The 21,273-nt window shown below is 51.9% G+C and carries 14 protein-coding genes; 9 read left to right on the forward strand and 5 right to left on the reverse strand.

All coding sequences use genetic code 11. The features are described from left to right. Positions 1-13: 13 nt before the first annotated feature. Complete coding sequence (locus tag BTA51_RS11890; RefSeq protein ID WP_094707679.1) at positions 14-1,000, reverse strand: LysR family transcriptional regulator; 987 nt, start codon at positions 998-1,000, stop codon at positions 14-16. Between the two features lie 276 nt (positions 1,001-1,276). On the opposite strand from BTA51_RS11890, the gene BTA51_RS11895 reads away from it, so the two are divergent. The 6 genes from BTA51_RS11895 to BTA51_RS11920 all read left to right on the forward strand — a co-directional run bounded on the left by BTA51_RS11895 (position 1,277) and on the right by BTA51_RS11920 (position 12,880). Continuing rightward, a complete protein-coding gene (locus tag BTA51_RS11895) occupies positions 1,277-2,596 on the forward strand; it encodes an efflux RND transporter periplasmic adaptor subunit (RefSeq protein WP_094707680.1) in 1,320 nt (439 codons plus the stop codon). A gap of 32 nt (positions 2,597-2,628) precedes the next feature. Then, on the forward strand, positions 2,629-5,817 hold the full coding sequence (locus tag BTA51_RS11900) for an efflux RND transporter permease subunit (RefSeq protein WP_094707681.1): 3,189 nt from the start codon (positions 2,629-2,631) through the stop codon (positions 5,815-5,817). Then, on the forward strand, positions 5,810-7,300 hold the full coding sequence (locus BTA51_RS11905) for an efflux transporter outer membrane subunit (RefSeq protein WP_246841016.1): 1,491 nt from the start codon (positions 5,810-5,812) through the stop codon (positions 7,298-7,300). Before BTA51_RS11900 ends, BTA51_RS11905 begins: the two co-directional genes overlap by 8 nt. Positions 7,301-7,591: 291 nt before the next feature. Continuing rightward, positions 7,592-8,800: an efflux RND transporter periplasmic adaptor subunit gene (locus BTA51_RS11910; RefSeq protein WP_141215587.1), complete on the forward strand. Its 1,209-nt coding sequence runs from the start codon at positions 7,592-7,594 to the stop codon at positions 8,798-8,800. A gap of 6 nt (positions 8,801-8,806) precedes the next feature. Beyond that, positions 8,807-11,989 carry an efflux RND transporter permease subunit gene (locus BTA51_RS11915; RefSeq protein WP_094707683.1) on the forward strand — a complete coding sequence of 1,061 codons (3,183 nt, stop codon included), beginning with the start codon at positions 8,807-8,809 and terminating at the stop codon, positions 11,987-11,989. Positions 11,990-12,016: 27 nt separating this feature from the next. Next, positions 12,017-12,880: a pirin family protein gene (locus BTA51_RS11920; protein WP_094707684.1), complete on the forward strand. Its 864-nt coding sequence runs from the start codon at positions 12,017-12,019 to the stop codon at positions 12,878-12,880. Positions 12,881-12,964: 84 nt separating this feature from the next. Here BTA51_RS11920 and BTA51_RS11925 read toward each other — a convergent pair whose 3' ends face one another. Both BTA51_RS11925 and BTA51_RS11930 read right to left on the reverse strand, forming a co-directional pair. Further along, on the reverse strand, positions 12,965-13,993 hold the full coding sequence (locus tag BTA51_RS11925) for a diguanylate cyclase domain-containing protein (RefSeq protein WP_168188145.1): 1,029 nt from the start codon (positions 13,991-13,993) through the stop codon (positions 12,965-12,967). A gap of 421 nt (positions 13,994-14,414) precedes the next feature. Beyond that, complete coding sequence (locus BTA51_RS11930) at positions 14,415-15,287, reverse strand: helix-turn-helix domain-containing protein (RefSeq protein ID WP_094707686.1); 873 nt, start codon at positions 15,285-15,287, stop codon at positions 14,415-14,417. A 193-nt stretch (positions 15,288-15,480) separates the two neighbouring features. Between BTA51_RS11930 and BTA51_RS11935 the strand changes: the two genes are divergently transcribed. The 3 genes from BTA51_RS11935 (at position 15,481) to BTA51_RS11945 (ending at position 18,983) form a co-directional block, all read left to right on the forward strand. Continuing rightward, positions 15,481-16,395 (forward strand): DMT family transporter, encoded by a 915-nt coding sequence (locus BTA51_RS11935; RefSeq protein WP_094707687.1) that lies wholly within the window; start codon positions 15,481-15,483, stop codon positions 16,393-16,395. A 312-nt stretch (positions 16,396-16,707) separates the two neighbouring features. Then, a complete protein-coding gene (locus BTA51_RS11940; protein ID WP_094707688.1) occupies positions 16,708-18,252 on the forward strand; it encodes a long-chain fatty acid--CoA ligase in 1,545 nt (514 codons plus the stop codon). A 95-nt stretch (positions 18,253-18,347) separates the two neighbouring features. Beyond that, a complete protein-coding gene (locus BTA51_RS11945; protein ID WP_094707689.1) occupies positions 18,348-18,983 on the forward strand; it encodes a hypothetical protein in 636 nt (211 codons plus the stop codon). A 75-nt stretch (positions 18,984-19,058) separates the two neighbouring features. Here BTA51_RS11945 and BTA51_RS11950 read toward each other — a convergent pair whose 3' ends face one another. After that, positions 19,059-20,489, reverse strand: coding sequence for a hypothetical protein (locus BTA51_RS11950; RefSeq protein ID WP_094707690.1), 1,431 nt, complete (start codon positions 20,487-20,489; stop codon positions 19,059-19,061). Positions 20,490-20,670: 181 nt separating this feature from the next. Then, positions 20,671-21,216: a DUF4136 domain-containing protein gene (locus BTA51_RS11955; RefSeq protein WP_168188146.1), complete on the reverse strand. Its 546-nt coding sequence runs from the start codon at positions 21,214-21,216 to the stop codon at positions 20,671-20,673. Between the last annotated feature and the right edge of the window lie 57 nt (positions 21,217-21,273).

Consider the following 21,273-nt stretch of genomic DNA (forward strand, 5'->3'; position numbering starts at 1 on the left):
ATACACAACCTCATCAGTGCAATTCCTTTCTCGATTTCTCTGAGTGCATTGCAGAGGCTTTACATGCCAGGGTTTGCAGACAACAGGCAGGTCCATATTTTGCCCACTCCTGCCGCGCAAAGTGGACGATATTTTCACGGAGCCAGTGCAGACCGGGATCACGGTCGTGGCGGGCATGCCAGGAGACGGCGACCTGGGTGCTGGGGATTGCTACAGGAGGAACTGTAATATGAAGTTTTCCGGCCAGTGCTTCCTTGGCCACTACCGTGTTGGCCACCACACTGATCAGGTCGGTACCCAACAGCATGGCAGGGACGGAGGCAAAGTGATTTACGGTGACAGCCACACGGCGGGACTTGCCCATTTGCTTCAAAGCGGTATCCACAAAACCTTCCGCATCTCCAGATAGGGAAACCAGCAGGTGATCGGCTTCAAGATATCGTTCCAGTGACAGTTCCTGACTGGCCAGTGGGTGGTCCCTGCGCATGGCGCAGACATATTCTCCCTGGAACAACAGCTCCTTACGATCGGAACTCCGCATATCTTCCAGCACACCGATCACCAGATCAGCTTCCGCATTCGGGAGAATAGTGGAGGCGTTCAATCTGGAATAGGGCACGGCATGGAGATCAATATGAGGCGCTTCCCGCTCAATCAGGCGTCGCATGGGTAGCCAGACCAGGTCGACCATAATATCGGCACAGGCAACCCGGAACCGGCGTTTTGCAGTAGAGGGATCAAACTCCTGGGGGTTCACTGCATCCTTGATCATCGTCAGAGGTCCATTGGTCTGATTCCAGAGGCTTAAAGCAAATGTGGTGGGCTTGATTCCCCTCCCGTCTTTGATAAATAGCGGATCATTCCATACCTGCCGCATCCGTGCCACAGCGTTTGAAACGGCTGGCTGAGTCATGGATAAACGCTCTGCTGCCCCGCTGATAGAACTCTCTGTCATGACAGCATCGAAGATCAAAAGAAGATTCAAGTCTATGTTTTTCATCTATTTTTCCTCTGCTCAGCTATCAATACATTTCAACTCATGATGTGTTAAATACGAAATATAAATTAGACGATATACATACTCAAGCGCAAAATGGCACCTGTACACCAATGGGTATCAAGCGGAGTCTCCTGACAGACAGTTGTCAGGAGACTCCGTTCAAAATAGGTCCACTATTTAACTTCTACCGGTGGTCAATTTCTACCAATGGTCAATTTCTACCCCGTGTTCATCCTGAGACCGATGGATACATAAGGTCAATTCAAGGAGCTTGTAATGAATACTGTTTTAACTGACACCAGTCTGGGACTGCGTCGTCGTATAGTCCTTGCCAGAAATAGTCTTTTCGGACTGACAGGGTTATTGCTGATGACTGCCTGCAGCGCCCCGGCTGAACCTCAGCAACAGCAATCCCAACCACCGTTGCCGGTTGTCAGTGTGGCTCCCGTCGTAAGCGAAACCATTACGGAATGGGACGAGTTTACCGGACGACTTGAAGCAACCGAGACCGTCACCCTGCGTCCACGGGTATCCGGTTATATTGAGAACGTTGCCTTCGAAGAGGGAGCACTGGTTAATAAGGGAGATCTGCTGTTCGAAATAGATGCCCGCCCTTATCAGGCAGAAGTTTCACGCTTGCGGGCAGAACTGAAATCGGCCCAATCCAAACAGGCATTGGCTGAAAGTGATCTGAAACGTGCCCAATCGCTGAAAAGCCAGAATGCCATATCTATCGAACAAGTGGACAACCGGGCCGCAGACAAAGATCAGGCTATTGCCCAGGTAGAAGCAACTTCGGCAGCCCTGGAATCCGCTTTATTGAACCTTAGCTACACCAAAGTGAAAGCTCCTATTAGCGGTCGTGTTTCCCAGGCCCTGATTACCGAGGGTAACTACGTGCAGGCTGGACAGTCCGAGCTCACCACGCTGGTTTCCACCGATAAGGTGCACGCATACTTCGATGCCGATGAGCAGACATTCCTGGAATATCGTGCCATGTACAAGGCTCAGTCCAAAGGTGATGCCAAAGCCGACAAAACACCAGTGTTCATGCGCTTGTCCAATGAAGACAATTATCCCCATCTGGGATATGTGGATTTCATCGACAACCAGGTCAACCCACAAACTGGAACCATTCGCGCCCGTGCGGTATTCGACAACACGGATAACCAATTCACTCCTGGACTGTTTGTCAGAGTAAAACTGGCTGCCAGCCCACAATACGAAGCGGTTCTGGTCAGCGACCGTGCCATCGGTACTGACCTCAACAACAAGTATGTACTGGTACTAACCGATGACAACCGCGTGGAATATCGTGGCATCCAATTGGGGCCAAAAATCGAGGACATGAGAATTATCCGCACCGGTTTGAAAGGTAATGAAAAAATTGTGGTGAATGGCTTACAAAGGGTACGTCCTGGCTCTCAGGTTCAGACGGAAACCGTCTCAATGTTCAGTGAAGAGTCTTTGCAGCAGCTTTATAGCCAGCAGCAGATTGTTGAAGATAGCCGACAGCAGCTGGATCCTCCGCTGACTGCAGAGCGTACGCCGACAGTTGACAAGATCGATTCTGCAACGACTGAGCCTCGCGGCTGATTCGAACTGTTGTCGAATTCTGGAGACCTTTAATGAATTTTTCCCAGTATTTTATCCAGCGCCCCATATTAGCCGGGGTGCTGTCGATTCTGATTTTTATCGCCGGGGCGATATCGGTATTTGAATTACCGATTACCGAATACCCGGAAGTCGTTCCGCCTACAGTCGTCGTTAGAGCGAATTATCCCGGCGCTAACCCCAAGGTTATTGCGGAAACGGTAGCTTCGCCTCTTGAGCAGGCGATTAACGGTGTGGAAGACATGTTGTATATGTCTTCACAGTCCACTTCTGACGGCCGACTCAGCCTGACGGTCACGTTCGCGTTGGGGACTGATCTGGACAAAGCCCAGGTGCAGGTACAAAACCGCGTTGACCGCGCGCTGCCCCGGTTACCCGAAGAAGTGCAGAGACTTGGGGTGGTAACAGAAAAGTCCTCGCCGGATCTCACCATGGTGGTTCACATCACCTCACCGGATAATCGCTATGACATGCTGTACCTGTCCAACTATGCGGTGCTCAACGTTAAAGACGAGCTGGCTCGTATTGATGGGGTTGGTGACGTCAGGGTATTCGGTGCAGGAGATTACTCTCTGCGCATCTGGCTTGATCCTGAGAAAGTGGCCAGCCTGAATCTCACTACTTCCGATGTTATTCAGGCTATTCGTGAGCAAAACCGCCAGGCCGCCGCTGGTGCAATTGGTTCCCCTCCTTCAGCCAGCACCAGCGAGTTCCAGCTTCTGATCAATGTGAAAGGGCGTCTCCAATCTGAAGATGAGTTTGCCAACATCATTGTTCGGGTTGGTGATCATGGCGAAATTACCCGTCTTAGCGATATCGCACGCATTGAACTGGGTGCCAACTCTTACGCGCTGCGTTCACTTCTGAACAACCAGCCGGCTGCCGCCTTACCGATATTCCAACGTCCCGGATCCAATGCCATTGAGATTTCCGAAAACGTTCGTGCCACCATGGCGGAGTTGAAAAAGACCTTCCCGGAAGGGGTGGATTATTCCATCGTTTATGACCCTACGGTGTTTGTAAAAGGATCGATTAAAGCGGTCGTCAAAACGCTGCTGGAAGCGATACTTCTGGTTGTCGTGGTCGTCGTGCTGTTCCTGCAAACCTGGCGTGCATCCGTCATCCCATTGGTGGCGGTACCGGTTTCGTTAGTCGGCACCTTCGCGGTCATGCACTTGTTCGGTTTTTCTCTCAATGCGTTGTCTCTGTTTGGCCTGGTACTGGCAATAGGGATTGTGGTCGACGACGCCATCGTGGTGGTGGAAAACGTCGAACGAAACATCGAAATGGGCAAGTCGCCGATTGAGGCCACCAAGCAGGCAATGAAAGAGGTTACCGGCCCGATTATTGCCACCTCGCTGGTATTGAGCGCGGTATTTATTCCGACCGCTTTTATTTCAGGTCTGACAGGTCAGTTTTATAAGCAGTTTGCCCTGACCATTGCGATTTCGACCATCATATCCACCTTTAACTCTCTGACATTGAGCCCGGCGTTGGCAGCCGTATTGTTGAAAGGACACGACAGCAAGAAGGACCTGCCCACGCGTATCATGGACAAACTGTTCGGGGTTTGGCTGTTTGCGCCGTTTAACCGATTCTTCAATGGGTTATCCAACGTCTATACCTTTGGCGTCAAACGGCTGATCCGTGGCAGCGCCATTGTGGTACTGGTCTATGGAGGTTTATTGGCCCTGACTTATCAACAGTTTGCCAACACCCCTACCGGCTTTGTTCCAGGACAGGACAAGCAATATCTGGTGTCATTTGCCCAGTTGCCGGATGCCGCCAATCTGGACCGGACTGAAGCGGTGATCCGGGAAATGTCCCGAATCGCCATGGAACATCCCGGCGTGGATTCTGCGGTAGCGTTTCCTGGGTTGTCCATCAATGGTTTCACCAACAGCCCTAATGCCGGGATTGTTTTTGTGACTCTGAAACCATTCGAGGAGCGCAAGGATCCAGGCATGTCAGCGGGAGCTATTGCCGGGCAGCTCAATCAGCAGTTTGCCAGCATTAAAGAATCCTTTGTTGCCATATTCCCGCCGCCTCCTGTTCAGGGCCTTGGCACCATCGGAGGATTTAAACTGCAGGTGGAAGACCGTTCCAGTCTGGGTTACGAAGAACTGTTTTCTCAGACTCAGAAAGTCATCCAGAAAGCCTGGCAAACGCCAGAACTTACCGGCATTTTTTCCAGCTTCCAGGTAAATGTTCCTCAGATCGACGTGGATGTGGACCGGGAAAAAGCCAAAACACACGGCATTCCGCTGAATGACATTTTCGATACAATGCAGGTTTACCTGGGTTCCCTATACGTCAACGACTTCAACATGTTTGGTCGCACCTACCAAGTGAACGTCCAGGCGGAACAGAATTTCCGTGAAGACGCTGACCAGATCGACAAACTCAAGGTTCGTAATCAGTTTGGCGACATGGTACCTCTGGCCTCATTTGTGGACGTGAGCCACACTGCAGGTCCGGATCGGGTCATGCATTACAACGGCTACCCGACTGCCGAAATCAACGGTGCACCAGCACCTGGATACAGCTCCGGGCAGGCAGAAGCAGCCATTACCAAAATCCTGGAAAGTGAATTACCGAACGGTATGACATTTGAGTGGACAGACCTGACTTATCAGCAGATTCTGGCCGGTAACACTGCAGCCTACGTCTTCCCGCTGGTCGTACTTCTGGTATTCCTGGTTCTGGCCGCCCAGTATGAAAGCTGGTCGCTTCCTCTGGCAATTATCCTGATTGTCCCGATGACCCTGTTGTCCGCCATGACCGGTGTGATACTCAAGGGTGGAGACAACAACATATTCACTCAGATCGGCCTGATCGTACTGGTGGGCCTGGCGACTAAAAACGCCATTCTGATCGTGGAATTCGCCAAGGAGAAAGAAGACGAAGGCTTGCCGCTCCTGGATGCCATTATAGAAGCCAGCAAGTTGCGTCTGCGTCCCATATTGATGACGTCACTGGCCTTCATCATGGGGGTTGTCCCACTGGTATTCTCTTCCGGTGCCGGTGCCGAAATGCGCCAGGCAATGGGCATTGCCGTGTTCTCCGGCATGATCGGGGTGACTCTGTTCGGCCTGTTGTTGACCCCGGTATTTTATTACCTCGTGCGTCGCTTCCTCGCGAAGCGCCGCTCACCGGCCCCCTCTTCAGATGAGCCCGTGAATGCGGAGGTGGTCCATGGCTGATAGCAGGCAAAATCACACCATGCAGAGACTCAAATTAGCACTGACTTTTTCCCTATCAACCAGCCTTATTGGCTGTATCACCGTGGGGCCTGACTATCAGGCTCCGACTCCGGAGGATCTGACGGTCGACGTACCCGCGCAGACAGTTGTCAGCACAAATCAGCTGGAGATCGAGTGGTGGCAACAATTCAACGATTCCGACCTGAATCGTCTGGTGCAAGCAGCGCTGAACGGCAGCCCCTCGATCAATGCTGCGCAGGCCAGGGTGAAGGCGGCCAGAGCCGTGTTTGATGACACCAGTGACGACCTTTACCCCAAAGGCTCTGTGGATTTTGGCTACGAGGCTGCCAAAGCCCCCGTCGCTCCCTCCTACGATAGCCGGGTCAAGTCTGATCATTTCAACACAGGTGTCAGCGCTGGCTGGACCCTTGATCTGTTTGGCCGGGTTCAACGAGCTATTGAAGCGGCGGAAGCCAACGCCCAAAGCCAGGAATCTGCCTTGCGCGGGGTTCAGGTGGAAATCGTGGCTGCCGTGGTGAAATCCTACGGGGAGCTCAGGGCAGCACAGCACCGGGTTCAGGTGGCGGAGGCTAACCTGGAAAATCTGCACGAGGTGCTGAAACTGACTCAATTGCGTTTTGAAACAGGTGTTGGTTCAGAACTTGATGTGGCCCGTACACGTGCGGAATACGCAGGCAATCAGGCCAGTATCCCGCCGCTTCAGGCGCAGATCCAGCGTTCCATCAACCGTCTGCTGGCATTAACCGGCCAGACTCCCGACCAACTGGCGGGCTTAGTCACTCCGAAAAAGATACCGGCCATCAATACCGCCTTGCCGATCGGCAATCCCTCCGATCTGTTACAGCGTCGTCCTGATATTCAACAGGCGGAGCGCGAACTGGCGGCAGCTACGGCAGAAATCGGCGTGGCCACGGCGGATCTGTTTCCCCAGGTGGAAGTCAGCGGATTTCTGGGCTTTATCTCCGCCTCGGGAGCAGATCTCGGCAGCTCCACATCCAAGGCATGGTCTATTGCACCCACCTTAAAGTGGCAGGTTCTTGATCTGGCCTCACTCCGTGCGCGAGTTCGGGTATCGGAAGCCAATACGGACCTGGCTCTTGCCAGCTATCAGCAGGCAGTGCTGGGCGCGTTGGAGGAAACCCGCAACGCCCTGGTCAGTTATGATCTGGATCAGCAACGTTTCCGCTATTTACTGGAGCGGGAGAAAAGCAGTGCAAGAGCCCAGGCGCTTGCCCAGGCCCGCTATAAAGCCGGTGTCATAGACCTGTTGGATGTCCTGGATACTGAACGTACCCGGCTATCAGCGGAGGACGCCGTGGCCCAGGCCGAGCTTCAGGTTTTCCAGGGCATTGCAGAAATTTACCGATCGTTGGGAGGTGGCTGGCAGGCCTCATCCTCCATTGCATCGACTCACCGACTGGAACGTCCGGATAAAGGTCCGGCGGATTCCAGCGAATCCTGAAAGTAGCGTGTCATGATAGCCCTGCAGTCAGTATTTCACCGGCGTACCCTCACAAGCTCCCGTTGGTGTCGTCAAAGCTGCAGGGCTATCACCTATTTAATAACAGTTCCAAAACTCTCACTTCAACATATCCCACACTCAGGGTCTGTTCACACTGAATTGACAGCCTCTCCCCACCAGACCCAAGTGCTTGCCATGACAGATAAATCACTAACTGTCACTGGTATCTCCACAACGAGAGTCTTATTCTTAAAGTCCCCCGATCTCTCCAAATACACTGATAGGTTAATTATGTTAAGCAAAGGACTGAAAGGAGCGCTGCTCTCCTTGGCTCTGCTATTGCTCTCGGCCTGTAATGAGTCCTCGCCTCCACCACAAACTGCCGGCGGGAAAATGCCACCTATGCCGGTGACAGTGGCGAAAGTGCTGTATGAGACCATCAGTGAATGGGACGAGTATACCGGCCGCCTGGAGGCTCCCCAGACGGTTGAGTTGAGACCTCGGGTTTCCGGTTATATCGACAAGGTATTGTTTACCGAAGGCTCTATCGTCAAACAGGGCGATCTGTTATTCCTCATTGATCCCCGCCAGTATCAGGCGGAAGTTAACCGGCTCAATGCTGAGCTTAAAAGTGCAGAAGCCCGGCTCAAACTGGCCAACAGCGATTTAAACCGTGCCCAAAGCCTGCGGAAACAGAGTGCTATTGCCATCGAACAGGTGGAAGCACGCAGCGCCGATCTGGATCAGGCCCAGGCCAACGTAGAGTCGATTAAAGCAGCGCTGGATGTGGCCAAGCTCAACCTGAGTTTTACCCGCGTCACCGCCCCCATCAGCGGCCGTGTTTCCCGTGCCCAGGTTACCGCAGGAAACTACGTCTCCGATGGCGAGACCGAACTGACATCGCTGGTTTCAATGGACAAGGTCTATGCCTACTTCGATGTGGACGAACAGGCTTACCTGCGCTTTCATAACCAAAGCGGACAGGCAAACCGTTCAGTGCAAATGCAGTTAGCCAATGAACAGGGTTACCCCCATGTCGGAAAACTGGATTTTGTGGATAACCAGGTCAATCCACAAACCGGCACTATCCGTGTACGGGCGGTTTTCGAGAACCAGAATAACCAGTTCACTCCGGGCCTGTTCGCTCGCTTAAGACTGGTGAGCAGTGACCGCTATCAGGCCATTCTGATTAATGACCGTGCGGTCGGCACGGACCTGAATAACAAGTTCGTACTGGTCCTGGGGGAAGGTAATACCCTGGAATACCGGGCCATCAAGTTGGGGCCCAAGGTCAGCGGCCTGAGAGTGGTACGTTCCGGCCTTAATCCGGATGACAAAATCGTGATCAAAGGACTGCAGCGGGTGTTCCCTGGCAGTCAGGTGCAACCGGAAGACGCTCCTATGGCGGAGCCTGAAGTTCTGGATGCCCTGAGAGCTGACAACCACCTGGCAAATTCACCTGTGGCCGGCAAAGCGACCACGGAAGCAACTGAGAGTTAAAGGACGATGAACTTCTCACAATTTTTTATTCAGCGGCCGATCTTCGCCAGCGTATTATCGTTTCTGATTCTGATCGCCGGTTTGATCTCCATGTTTCAACTCCCCATTACGGAATATCCGGAAGTTGTCCCCCCGACGGTGGTTGTACGTGCCAACTATCCCGGAGCCAGCCCTGAAGTCATCGCTGAAACCGTCGCCTCTCCTTTGGAACAGGCAATCAACGGCGTGGAAAACATGCTGTACATGTCCTCCCAGTCCACCTCTGATGGTGCTCTGGGAATTACGGTGACCTTCGCTCTGGGCACTAATCTGGATGATGCACAGGTGGCCGTCCAGAACAGGGTCAGCCGGGCGTTGCCTCGACTACCTGAGGAAGTTCAGCGTCTGGGCGTGGTGACGGAAAAATCCTCTCCTGATCTTTCCATGGTGGTCCATTTACTGGCACCGGATAACCGCTACGACATGCTGTATCTGTCCAACTATGCCGAGCTCTACGTCAAAGACGAGCTAGCCAGGATAGAGGGAGTCGGCCAGTCACTGGTTTTCGGCGCAGGGGAATATGCGCTGCGAATCTGGCTTGATCCTGAAAAAGTGGCCGCCCTGAATCTGGCAACCACGGATGTGATCGCCGCCGTCCAGGAACAGAACCGGCAGGTTGCCGCAGGTACAATCGGCGCTCCCCCGGCAACCACCGCCAGTGACTTTACTCTGACCGTCAGTGTGAAAGGACGGCTGGATAATGTGGAAGAATTCGAGAATATCGTTGTCCGGGTAAGTGATGACGGAGCCGTCACCCGCCTCAAGGATATTGCCAGAGTGGAGCTTGGCTCCAGCAGCTATGCCATGCGCTCCCTATTGGACAACAAGCCCGCGGCAGCCATCGCGATCTTCCAAAGCCCCGGCTCCAATGCCATTGAAATTTCCGACAATGTACGAGCCAAAATGGAAGAGCTCAAAGCCTCTTTCCCGGAAGGGGTGGATTACAACATTGTCTATGACCCGACTATATTCGTTCGCGGCTCTATTGAAGCCGTGGTGAAAACACTGCTTGAAGCCATCATGCTGGTGGTGATCGTGGTGGTCCTGTTCCTGCAGACCTGGCGGGCGTCCATCATTCCCCTTGTCGCGGTGCCGGTTTCCCTGATCGGGACTTTTGCCATCATGCAACTGTTTGGGTTTTCCCTGAATGCATTGTCATTGTTCGGGCTGGTTCTGGCGATCGGGATCGTGGTGGATGACGCTATCGTGGTGGTGGAAAATGTCGAGCGAAATATCCACCTTGGCAAGCCGCCGATTGAAGCGACCAAGCAAGCCATGCGCGAGGTGACCGGACCAATTATCGCCACTTCACTGGTGTTGAGCGCCGTCTTTATCCCTACAGCATTTATCTCCGGGCTGACAGGTCAATTCTATAAGCAGTTTGCTCTGACTATTGCGATCTCGACCATTATCTCAACCATCAACTCGCTGACGCTGAGCCCGGCTCTTTCAGCATTACTGCTGAAACCACATGATGCCAAGAAAGACCTGTTGACCAGGTTGCTGGACGGTGTTTTCGGATTTTGGCTGTTCCGTCCGTTTAATGCCTTTTTCAGCAGGTTATCGCATGGATATACCTGGTCCGTTCACAAGGTCATTCGGGGCAGTGCCATCATTCTGCTGATCTATGGTGGATTGATTTACCTGGGATACCATCAGTTCACCACCACACCCACTGGTTTTGTTCCACAACAGGACAAGCAGTACCTGATTTCATTTGCGCAACTGCCTGATGCAGCAACTCTGGACCGTACCGAAGAAGTCATTCGCCGCATGTCCTCGATTATTCTGGAACATCCGGGTGTGGAATCTGCGGTGGCATTTCCAGGTCTTTCCATTAACGGTTTTGTTGCTGCCCCCAATGCAGGGATTGTGTTCGTCACCCTGAAGCCCTTTGATCAACGAAAAGATCCAAGTCTTTCCGCCGGGGCAATCGCCGGTGCCCTGAACCAGAAACTGTTCGGTATACAGGAAGCCTTCCTTGCCATTTTTCCTCCACCTCCGGTATTGGGATTAGGCACCATCGGCGGATTCAAGCTGCAAATAGAAGACCGCGCTAACCAGGGTTATGAAGCACTCTATGCACAGACTCAACGGGTATTGCAGAGGGCCTGGCAGAGTCCGGAGCTGACGCAGGTCTTCTCGGGATACCAGGTGAAGGTCCCGCAGATCGAAGTCGATGTGGACCGGGAGAAAGCCAAGTCTCACGGCGTGTCCCTCAACGATGCCTTTGCCACCATGCAGGTGTACCTGGGCTCCTTATATGTAAACGACTTCAACGAGTTTGGCCGTACCTATCAGGTGAAAGTCCAGGCGGAAGCACGTTTTCGGGAGGAAGCAGAACAGATTACCCGGCTCAAAGTTCGCAATGCGGATGGAGAGATGATTCCCCTGGGAAGCTTTGTCACGATTCGGCACACCGCCGGGCCGGACATGGTACAGCACTATAACGGCTATACCGCTGCCGACATTAATGGCGGACCCGCCCCAGGCTATAGCTCCGGACAGGCTGAAGCGGTAATCACCAGGATTCTCGAAGAAGAGCTGGGCAATGGCTTCGGCTTTGAATGGACAGACCTGACCTACCAACAGATTTTGGCGGGTAACACGGCTGTGTACATTTTCCCCCTGGTAGTTCTGCTGGTATTTCTGGTGCTGGCCGCGCAATACGAAAGCTGGACGCTACCGCTGTCGATAATCCTGATTGTGCCGATGACACTGATGTCAGCGATGACCGGCGTCATTCTCTCCGGAGGCGACAACAACATCTTCACCCAGATAGGACTGATCGTTCTGGTGGGTCTCGCTACCAAAAACGCGATCTTGATCGTCGAGTTTGCCAAAGATAAAGAATTGGAAGGTATGAGTCTCATTGAGGCCGTCAAGGAAGCCTGCCATTTAAGATTACGGCCCATTCTCATGACCTCCCTGGCATTCATCATGGGCGTTGTTCCCCTGGTCATCTCCACCGGGGCCGGGGCTGAGATGCGTCAGGCCATGGGTACCGCCGTATTTTCAGGTATGATTGGGGTAACCTTCTTCGGTTTGTTGCTGACACCAGTGTTCTACTATCTGGTGCGTCACTTCATTGATCGCAAGTCGACCCGGCCGGAACCACTCGAGGACGAGGTACCCAGCCCTAACCTTTAGAGTCTATCGACATCAAAGGAGACCAACATGGCTACACTATTAAAAGCCAAGGAAGCGGATCTAGGGGAATTTACGGTTCAACGCATACTCCCTCACGCTGAAAAGAAAATGGTGGGGCCATTTATATTTGTCGATCACATGGGGCCGGCCGACTTCCCTGCAGGTAAAGGCGTTAATGTAAGACCACACCCCCATATTGGCCTGGCGACGATCACCTATCTGTTTGAAGGCAGCATTCTGCACCGGGACAGCCTGGGGAATGTCCAGGAAATCTATCCCGGCGATGTCAACTGGATGACGGCAGGAAAAGGCATTGTCCACTCCGAGCGCGAAACGCTCGAAGTCAGAGCCAACAACCATAACCTGAACGGACTCCAGTGCTGGGTGGCTCTTCCCGAAGAGAAGGCGGATATCGATCCAGGCTTTACTCACGTCAAAAAAGAAGCGCTCCCCCATATCATGAAAGAAGGCCTGATGATGCGCCTGATCGCTGGAAATGCCTTTGGGCACTCAGCGCCGGTTAAAACATTTTCCGAGATGTTCTATCTGGATATTCTGGCTGAAAGTGGGGTCAACATTGAGCACCCGGACCCGGCTTTAGAGGCAGCTGTTTATATCCAATACGGTGAAATCACCATTGGCGGACAAGTATATCGTCCAGGCGATTTCGTATTGCTGGATTCCGAACCCGGCATAGAAGTAAACAGTTGTGCGCGCCTGATCATGATGGGAGGTGAAAAGTTCGATAAAACCCCCTATATCCACTGGAACTTTGTTGCTTATAGCCGAGAAAAAATCAACGAAGCGAGAGAACGTTGGGAGAACGGCGAGTTTCCTGAGATCCCTGGGGATAATCTGGAATTTATTCCGCTTCCGTCGCGCGGAATTTAGCGGGATGTTTGTTGCTGCATTAGCTATGGCCGCTTCAGGATCCTTCCCATTTTCCTATCCTGATCCAGGGATAACGGAGTAACTCTACTCTTCCATCAGCGTGTAGGTATTACGCCCTCGCTGCTTTGCCAGATAAAGGTGTTGATCCGCCAGATCCAGCAATTCCAGAGGTGAATCCAAATGATGGGGATAACCGACAATACCGCCAATGCTGATAGTCACTACCGGATGAATTGCCGCCTTGGCGTGGGGTATCTTCTCTTTCTGCACCGCTTCCAGACAACGCTTTGCCATTTCCCCGAGGTGATCCTTGGTATTGGGCAGCACGGCCACAAACTCCTCTCCCCCGAAACGAGCCAGGATATCCCCCGGTCGGCCGATCTGCTTGCTTAGTACGTTTGCCACCCGGCGCAGGCACTCATCTCCCGCGGTATGCCCGAAATTGTCGTTATAGATCTTGAACTGATCAACATCAATCAGCAACAAAGCCAAAGGTGACTTTTCCCGGCGGCAGCGGCGCCACTCAATATCATACTGGCGATCAAAGAAGCGTCGATTGGCGACCTGGGTCAGGGCGTCCGTAATCGCCATATCATTCAGCTGTTCATTGATTTTCTTCAGAGCTTCACTCTGTTTCTGCAGCATCTCCAGTGTATCCCGGAGACTGGTGATCAACGAGTCACGCTCCATTTCCCTTTGCTTCTGCTGGGTGATATCCCTGCTGACGGCAAAAATACCCTGGAAATTATTCTGCGAATCAAAAATAGGCATCTTCATCGTATCCAGCAGCCACTTGCGCCGACTTCCCCGATGCACCACCCACACTTCAGCCCGCACAGATTTACCGGTCGCCAGGATTTCATCGTCAGTCCTCTGATAGGTTTCGGCCATATCGGGATCAAACAATTCAGCAGCGGTTTTTCCGATGATTTCGTGACGGGGAATACCGGTTTTTTCGCAGAATGCCTTGTTCACCAAGCGCACAACGAAATTCTGGTCCTTAACAAAGACCATATCAGGAATGTAGTCCAGAGCAGCTTCCAACGTTGTCTCCAGGGCGGAGCCCGGAATAGCAAGCGCCGTTTCACTGGCTGGTCTCAATAATTCAATCAAGCTATCTTTCACCATCGTTTTGCAGGGTCTTGATCAATTTCCCAACCCAAAAACTTGCGGTGGAATGGCTCTGAAGATTCTGAGAAATACAACAAGAGCCTAATAATTATTATGTAGTTCTAATCTTTCCCTGGGAGTTTTTAACTTTTTATTCAATCAGTAATAGCGATAAACCTTTACCGGCATCTCTCATGACCCGCATTTCCAATACAGAATAGATGAAAGAATGTTGCCCTTTATAGGGTAAGGATAAGCCAATTAATTGGGAGAGGCTACGACATGTTCGTGTTTTTTTTGATCAGAAAGGAGTTTTACCTGTAAGAATGGAATATAGATCGTACTACCAGTAATAGTGGTAGTTCACGTATAGCAACAGGAGTTCCCGTAACAATATGGCCCACGTATCAATACAGCTCACATATCAACACAGTTCACGTATCAATCTGGCAGGGGTCACGCCGTACTCCCGTTTGAACTGGGCAGCAAAGTGGCTCTGGTGGGAGAAACCGCAGGCAGCAGCCACATATGCCTGGCCATATCCTTTCTGGAGCATTTCCATTCCCTTCCGTACACGGATTTTACTGACATACTGGTGGGGCGTCAGACCGGTACTCTGCTTAAACATCCGGGCAAAATGGAAAAGACTCAGGCCGCTGACAGTGGCCAGCTTTTCCAGATGTATCTCTTCGCCGGCGTGGGCATGAATATATTCCATCACCGACGTTAGCTGGCGGCGACTCAACCCTCCCCTGAGTGCTTCAGTTACCGGCTGATGGCGAACAAAGGCCTGAATCAAACACCCCATGACGCCGTAAAATGCCTGCTGGAGATGTAAACGCTCACTGACAGCATGCCAGGGAACATTCATCACAGAATGGCAGAGTCGTGCGAGTTCCGGATGATCTGCGAATGTCAGATCGGGGAGTCTGACCAGACGGGGGTCGATATCAAATGATTCCAGGGCAAAGAACTTTAGCGCGGCGTCAGAAACGTAGAAATGAACAAACTCCTGCCCTTCACCCACCACCCACTCAGAATCCTGTGTCGCCGGCATCAGGCAAAGTTTCCCGGGGCTGCCCTTACCTGCACTCGGCATATCCAGCCGGTGGGTATCATTCCCCCCAGTCAAATAAAGGCTTACCGTGTGATGTCCGACCTTATGGTAGCTGACTCTGTCCCGCTGATTACTCCAATGGGCCAATGACAGATCCTGATTCAGGACACAGTAATCCAACTGCGTGGCTTTTGAGCCATTCAGGGCATCTCTGACATTGTTTAGTTGAGTTCTTTGCATAGAGCCAAAATATGTCGAATCGTCGCGTTGTACAACCCGGTAAATTCTATCGTTTCGAAGAAAACCGCAAGATTTTGCTAATTTCCGCAATTTCCTGCGCGTAATATACCTGACTCCCGCAGTACGCTGATAACTCCCGGGATCAATCTACCTGATTGGGGCTCTTTATCCTGTATTGAACGGAATCCAAACGATGAATTTAGCTTTATACCTTACCACTGTGTTTATCTGGGGAACGACCTGGCTGGCCATTCATTTCCAGGTAGGCGAAGTTCCAGTGCTTATATCCATTTTTTATCGATTCGCCCTCGCAGGAATGCTGTTCTTACCACTCCTGATGCTGTTGAATAAGAGACAGACCACCAGCTTAAAGGATCATGGTTTTTTTCTCCTACAGGGAGCCTGTCTGTTTTCGTTTAATTTTATCTGCTTTTATTACGCCAGCGGCTATATTGTCAGCGGGTTGATTTCAGTCGTATTTTCACTGGCGACCTTATTTAATGCCTTTAACAATCGCCTGATCTGGAAACAGAAGATCGCTCCTGCGGTCATCGTCGCCACCCTGTTCGGTCTGGCAGGACTCATCATGTTGTTCTGGGACAGCATTCTGGGCGACAGTTTTGATCGTCAGACCCTGCTCGGCCTGGGCCTTTGCGCTGTCGGCACATTCCTGTTTTCCCTGGGGAATATGGTGTCCGTACGACACACCCGCAACGGATTGAAACCCTGGACAACCAACGCTTACGCGATGATCTACGGTGCACTGATTCTGCTGGTTTGTATTGTGGTGACCGGCACCCCCTGGTCAATCAGCCGGGAACCGGTTTACCTGGGGAGTCTGCTCTATCTGGCAATCCCTGGGTCCATTATCGGCTTTACCACTTACCTTAGTCTGGTGGCACGTCTGGGAGCCAACCAGGCAGCCTATGCCACTGTCATGTTTCCCGTTGTGGCCCTGACCATTTCGTCCTGGGTGGAAAACTACCAATGGAACACGATGAGCTTTACCGGATTGTTCCTGGTGCTTGCAGGAAATTCCATTGCTCTGGGGGGGTGGCAGCGACTTCGTCAGTATCAACTGAGGCTCACTGCCGCCCGAACCGGATAGCTTATTTAGTTAGGAGACTCTCAGTACGGGCTTAGGGCTTTGGCTCTTCTTCCGAATTTGTGACAAGCCTTAATTTGTTACAAGCCTTTCTGTTACGAGCTTTTTCATTCACGGGCCAACAGCTTTTTCCCACCTCTCTCAGGCCCGTGTGATAACACTTCATCGCGTGCGATTTATAAGATTGGCGATTTTCGCCAATCTATCGTGAATTTTACCTTTCACTCTTCCATATCCTGGACAAAGCGAGTATTTGTAATTCTGACCGCTCCCAGCGGAGCGCCACATAAAGATAATAATGAAAGGAGTCCATCGATGCTTAACCTTGCCACGATATTAGAAGAGAGTGCCAAGAATCTCCCGGACAAGGAAGCCGTCGTCTGCGGAGATGTTCGCCTGACCTTCGCCCAGCTTCGTGACATGACTAATCAAATCGCCAATGGATTGATTACCGCCGGCATCCAGCCCGGTGACCGTATTGCCCTTAGTTGCCCCAATCTGCATTATTTTCCATTGGTCTATTTCGGTATAGTCAAAGCCGGTGCAGTCGTCGTACCACTGAATATTCTGCTCAGTGCCCAGGAGATCATCTACCATCTGAAAGATTCCGAAGCCAAAGGCTATATCTGTTTCGAAGGCAATCAGGAGCTGCCTTTCGGCCCAAGAGGCTGGGAGGCGTTCAACAACACGCCGGACTGCCAGCACTTCTGGCTGATCGACAGCGGAGCCAATCTGGTAGATTCCGGCTCAGTGGGCCATTTCTCCACATTGCTTGAATCCCCTCCTACTCCACTGGATGTGGTCACCCAAGCGGACGATACCGTTGTTGTCCTGTATACATCCGGTACCACCGGCAAGCCCAAGGGAGCGGAACTCACCCACGCCAATATCTTCCTGAACGTCGTCCAGTTTGCCCGCTTGAGTAACGCCCGGACCGATGACAATCAGCTGGTCGTACTGCCGCTCTTTCATACCTTTGGTCAAACGGTGCAAATGTGCGGCAGCCTCTATAACGGCAATAAGATGGTCCTGATACCCCGCTTCGATCCTCAGGCAGTGGTACAAGCGATGCTGACAGAAGAGATCACTGTTTTCTGTGGAGTGCCCACCATGTATTGGGCGCTGCTGCACAATGTGGAACTGAGTGAAGAGCAAGTCGAGAAAATACGCTTAACCCTGCGCCTGTGCGGCGCGGGTGGCTCTTCACTGCCGCTGGAGATTCTTAAAGGATTTGAAGCGAAATTTCATGTTCCCATTCTGGAAGGCTACGGATTGTCGGAAACCTCACCGGTGGCGTCTTTCAATCTGCTGGACAAACCACGTAAACCCGGATCCATAGGGCTACCCATCTGGGGGGTGGATATCAAAATCGTAGACCACAATGGCGAGGAATTACCCAGGGGAGAAAAAGGCGAAATTACGATTCGCGGCCACAATGTCATGAAAGGCTACCTTAACCGCCCCGATGCGACCGCAGATGCCATTCGCAACGGCTGGTTCCATAGCGGAGATATCGGTTATATGGACGATGAAGGCTACATTTTTGTCGTCGATCGGGTAAAAGACATGATCATACGGGGAGGGTACAACGTCTATCCCCGGGAATTGGAGGAAACCATTCTGGAGCACCCGGCCATTTCATTGGTTGCCGTGGTCGGTATCGCTGACGACCAATACGGCGAAGAAGTAAAAGCCTTTGTCATCCTCAATGAAGGGGCGCGCCTGACAGAAGAAGAACTGATCAGTTGGTGCAAGGAACGTATGGCTGCCTATAAATATCCCCGGGTGGTCGAAATCCGCGATTCCCTGCCCATGACAGCCACAGGCAAGATACTCAAACGCGAACTTAAAAACTTGTAGCGGCCACAGACAGGCTTCTCATTGCAGGCGTATAATGCATGACGGGAGGACAACTCTTCTGTCCTCCCGTCATGCACCTGCGGAGGAGCCTTGACATGCTGATTGCACGTTCGTTCCCAGCCGGCAGAGAAGCAGTCGCCAGCCCATTCTCAAATATACAGACATCTATCATGCTTGCCCTGATCGGTGGCATTGGAGACGGAACCGCTTGCTTCGTCATCCATGAGCTTATGAAACCGGGGCCGCTCATTAACTATATCGCCCGCTTTGGTCCAGGTATCATTCTCGGCGCTTTGATGATCTTTTGGCTTCAGGCTCATCATCAATTGACGTCCCGCGAACGAATATCCGTAATGTTCAAGGTTACCCTGGGATGGGCATTGATTGTCCCTCTGCTGAGCTGGAGTTCCCACCAATCGGCCCCGCTGTTCTGGGGCTCTATTGTCGGTGCTTCAGTATTAGGGGTGCTCGCTGTCACTGCAGCGCTTACTCCTTATTTCAATGACACCTGGTCAGACCGTGTACTGTTGTCTCAATGGGTCCCGCTTTCCATTGTTACAGGAGTCATCGGCTCGCTGTGTTTTGTCGGTATCATGCAATTCGGTTGGTTACATGATTGGCCTGGATACAGTCAGAGAATTCTGGCCAATGTACTGCTCTTTACTCCCTGGACCGCAAGCCTGCTGATGGCCGCCTGGAAATACGTGGAAAAAGAACCGTTGCCTGAGTAGCCGATCAGGTATTAGCTGTTCTTGTGCCCGGGTAGCAGTTCTATTAATCGAGTGGCAGTTCTGTTAACAAAATAACTATTCCGGTATTTGAGGCTGCCATACGAAATAATGTTCGAACAATTCCGGGTCATCAAAATGCCGCCGGCTGGCAAAAGCGGTGGCATGATTTCCCCATTGGCGCATGGAACCGGCGGCCACAACTCCCATGTTCCAGATAAACCAGCGCTCCAACCGCTCTGTGCCCGGAACCAGTCCGTCCGGTCCGAACAGATAATCTTCACCTGCCGGCTCCAGACGCAGGTTGTCATAAGGTATTAATTGGTAACCCTGCCCCGGCTTGATCTGAGGCCCCTTCTCAAACTCTAAGCCAACCACATAGTGTTGTCGGCTATTCAATCGCACCACAGGCCGGTAATCAGGTCCGGGAGACTGCACAGGGAAAACGGCAAGCGCCTCTTCAGATTTGGGGCTGCCTTCAAAGTGAATATCTTCCTGGGCTGGAAACCACTTGTTATAACAACCACATGGATGTACCGAATCGTAAAAGAGCGCCTCGCCTTTCCAGTTCAATGTGACCCGCCACATCAAACCATCCAGTTCACCGCCGAGAATATCAAAGGGATGTCGTTTGGGACGACCCGCATACCACCAGACATACACCAACTGGGGCACCCACTCGCCCTCCCAGCGGGTCGCCGTTACTAATGTGTAAAGGTTAGGCTGTTCATCCACTTTCCAATGTCCATCACTCAGGTAAGGCGCTCCGATACGATCCTGAGGATGGCCGTTTTCCTGCTCTATGATGGGGCTGTAATAAGCCAGAAGCAGATCACTCTCCGGTACACTGAATATTGGAAATCCAAGCTCGTCCTGGTGCTGACTTTCATCGAAGATATCGACAATTTGCTCCCAATCAGGCCTTTGTCCATGCACATATCGCTGCCAGACAGCACTATCATCTTTCTGATAGTGCTGGAAGACCTTCGAAAGTTCTTCATTCAGGACATCCACCCGCCAGCTGATGATAGGTTGGAACAACGGGAATAAACCTGCCCGGCGGCGGGCAGTCGAATAGGCATCCGGACGCGGATGCTGACGGACATAGTCCCAGAAATCCTGATTATCAATCAGTGTCGGTAACGCATGACGAAGACAGGTTTCCAATGGCTCAAGCTCCATTGGCTGATCCAGTTTGCCATTTTCGATCACCCGGGCAAAACGCCCTCTCTCGTAGGCTTTTAGCAGCCAACGGTACTGCTGTTGGGAAGAAAGACCCTGGCGGGAAGCGTAGCTGGCATTTCGGTCGACACGTAGAAAAGGGTACTTGGGAAGGGGCCAATCCTGAGCTTCAAACACACCGGCAGCAATCACCCGTTGCTGAAACTCACTCCACATAGTGCTGCACTCCGTGGATGCCACCAGTTCCGGGTCTTGATACCCCTGGCTGGTACAGCCGGCCACAGCAATCATCGATAAGATCAAGAAAACCCTGATCACCTGTCTCATGGTTACTCCCCCCGAATTATAAGGAGACTCTGAAAAACTTACGGGAAGGTTGTTTCAGATACAGCAACCTCGACCATCCCTGTCTATTTAAATTCTGCCTGTTAGCAAAATGGATGTGAAATTATATAGAGCTCAAAAAGAAACAAACATTCAACTTTTGTGTTGGCTATTTTTGTATCCCCTAATTTTTCTCGCCTGACGGTGGAAATGTTTTAAATATCGCCTGAATTGACAGCCTGACAGATTCATCTCGCTCTTCCGGGGTCATGTAACTGTCCACCCGCTCAATGGCCTCAGACTGCCAGATGACTCTGTTACTGGAAGGATCGACCATCTGCACCGACAGAATTCCCACTTCATAATCGTGAGACACTATCTCATGGTCAAAGGGATCCCGATGCCAGAATCCCAGCGAAGGATAGCTACGGTACTCGGTTCGCTGCTCAATACGGTAGCTGGATTTAATCTTCACATCGGGATTGGAGTCTGATTCCACAAGCCCCCGATCGGACAAGGCACGCTTAATCGCCGCATGAATTCGTTGCGTCTGCAGAGGAACAGGTTGGGAGGTGCCGGCCGACGTATTCATCCCCGTATCCCAGGCATAGGTGTTAACAGAAGAAAAGTCGTAATCCGGGGCGTAGTCCTGCCGTACTTGAACGCCGGCGCACGCCGTAACGAGAAGACAGGTCAGACTAATGAATATCAGCTTTGGTAGAGTCTGCATATATTCCCCCTTGTTCATCTATTCCCCTTCTCTTCACCTATTTCACTTTTCTTCGCC

Origin of the sequence: Hahella sp. CCB-MM4, assembly GCF_002260525.1 — a bacterium.
In the GTDB taxonomy this organism is placed as follows: domain Bacteria; phylum Pseudomonadota; class Gammaproteobacteria; order Pseudomonadales; family Oleiphilaceae; genus Hahella.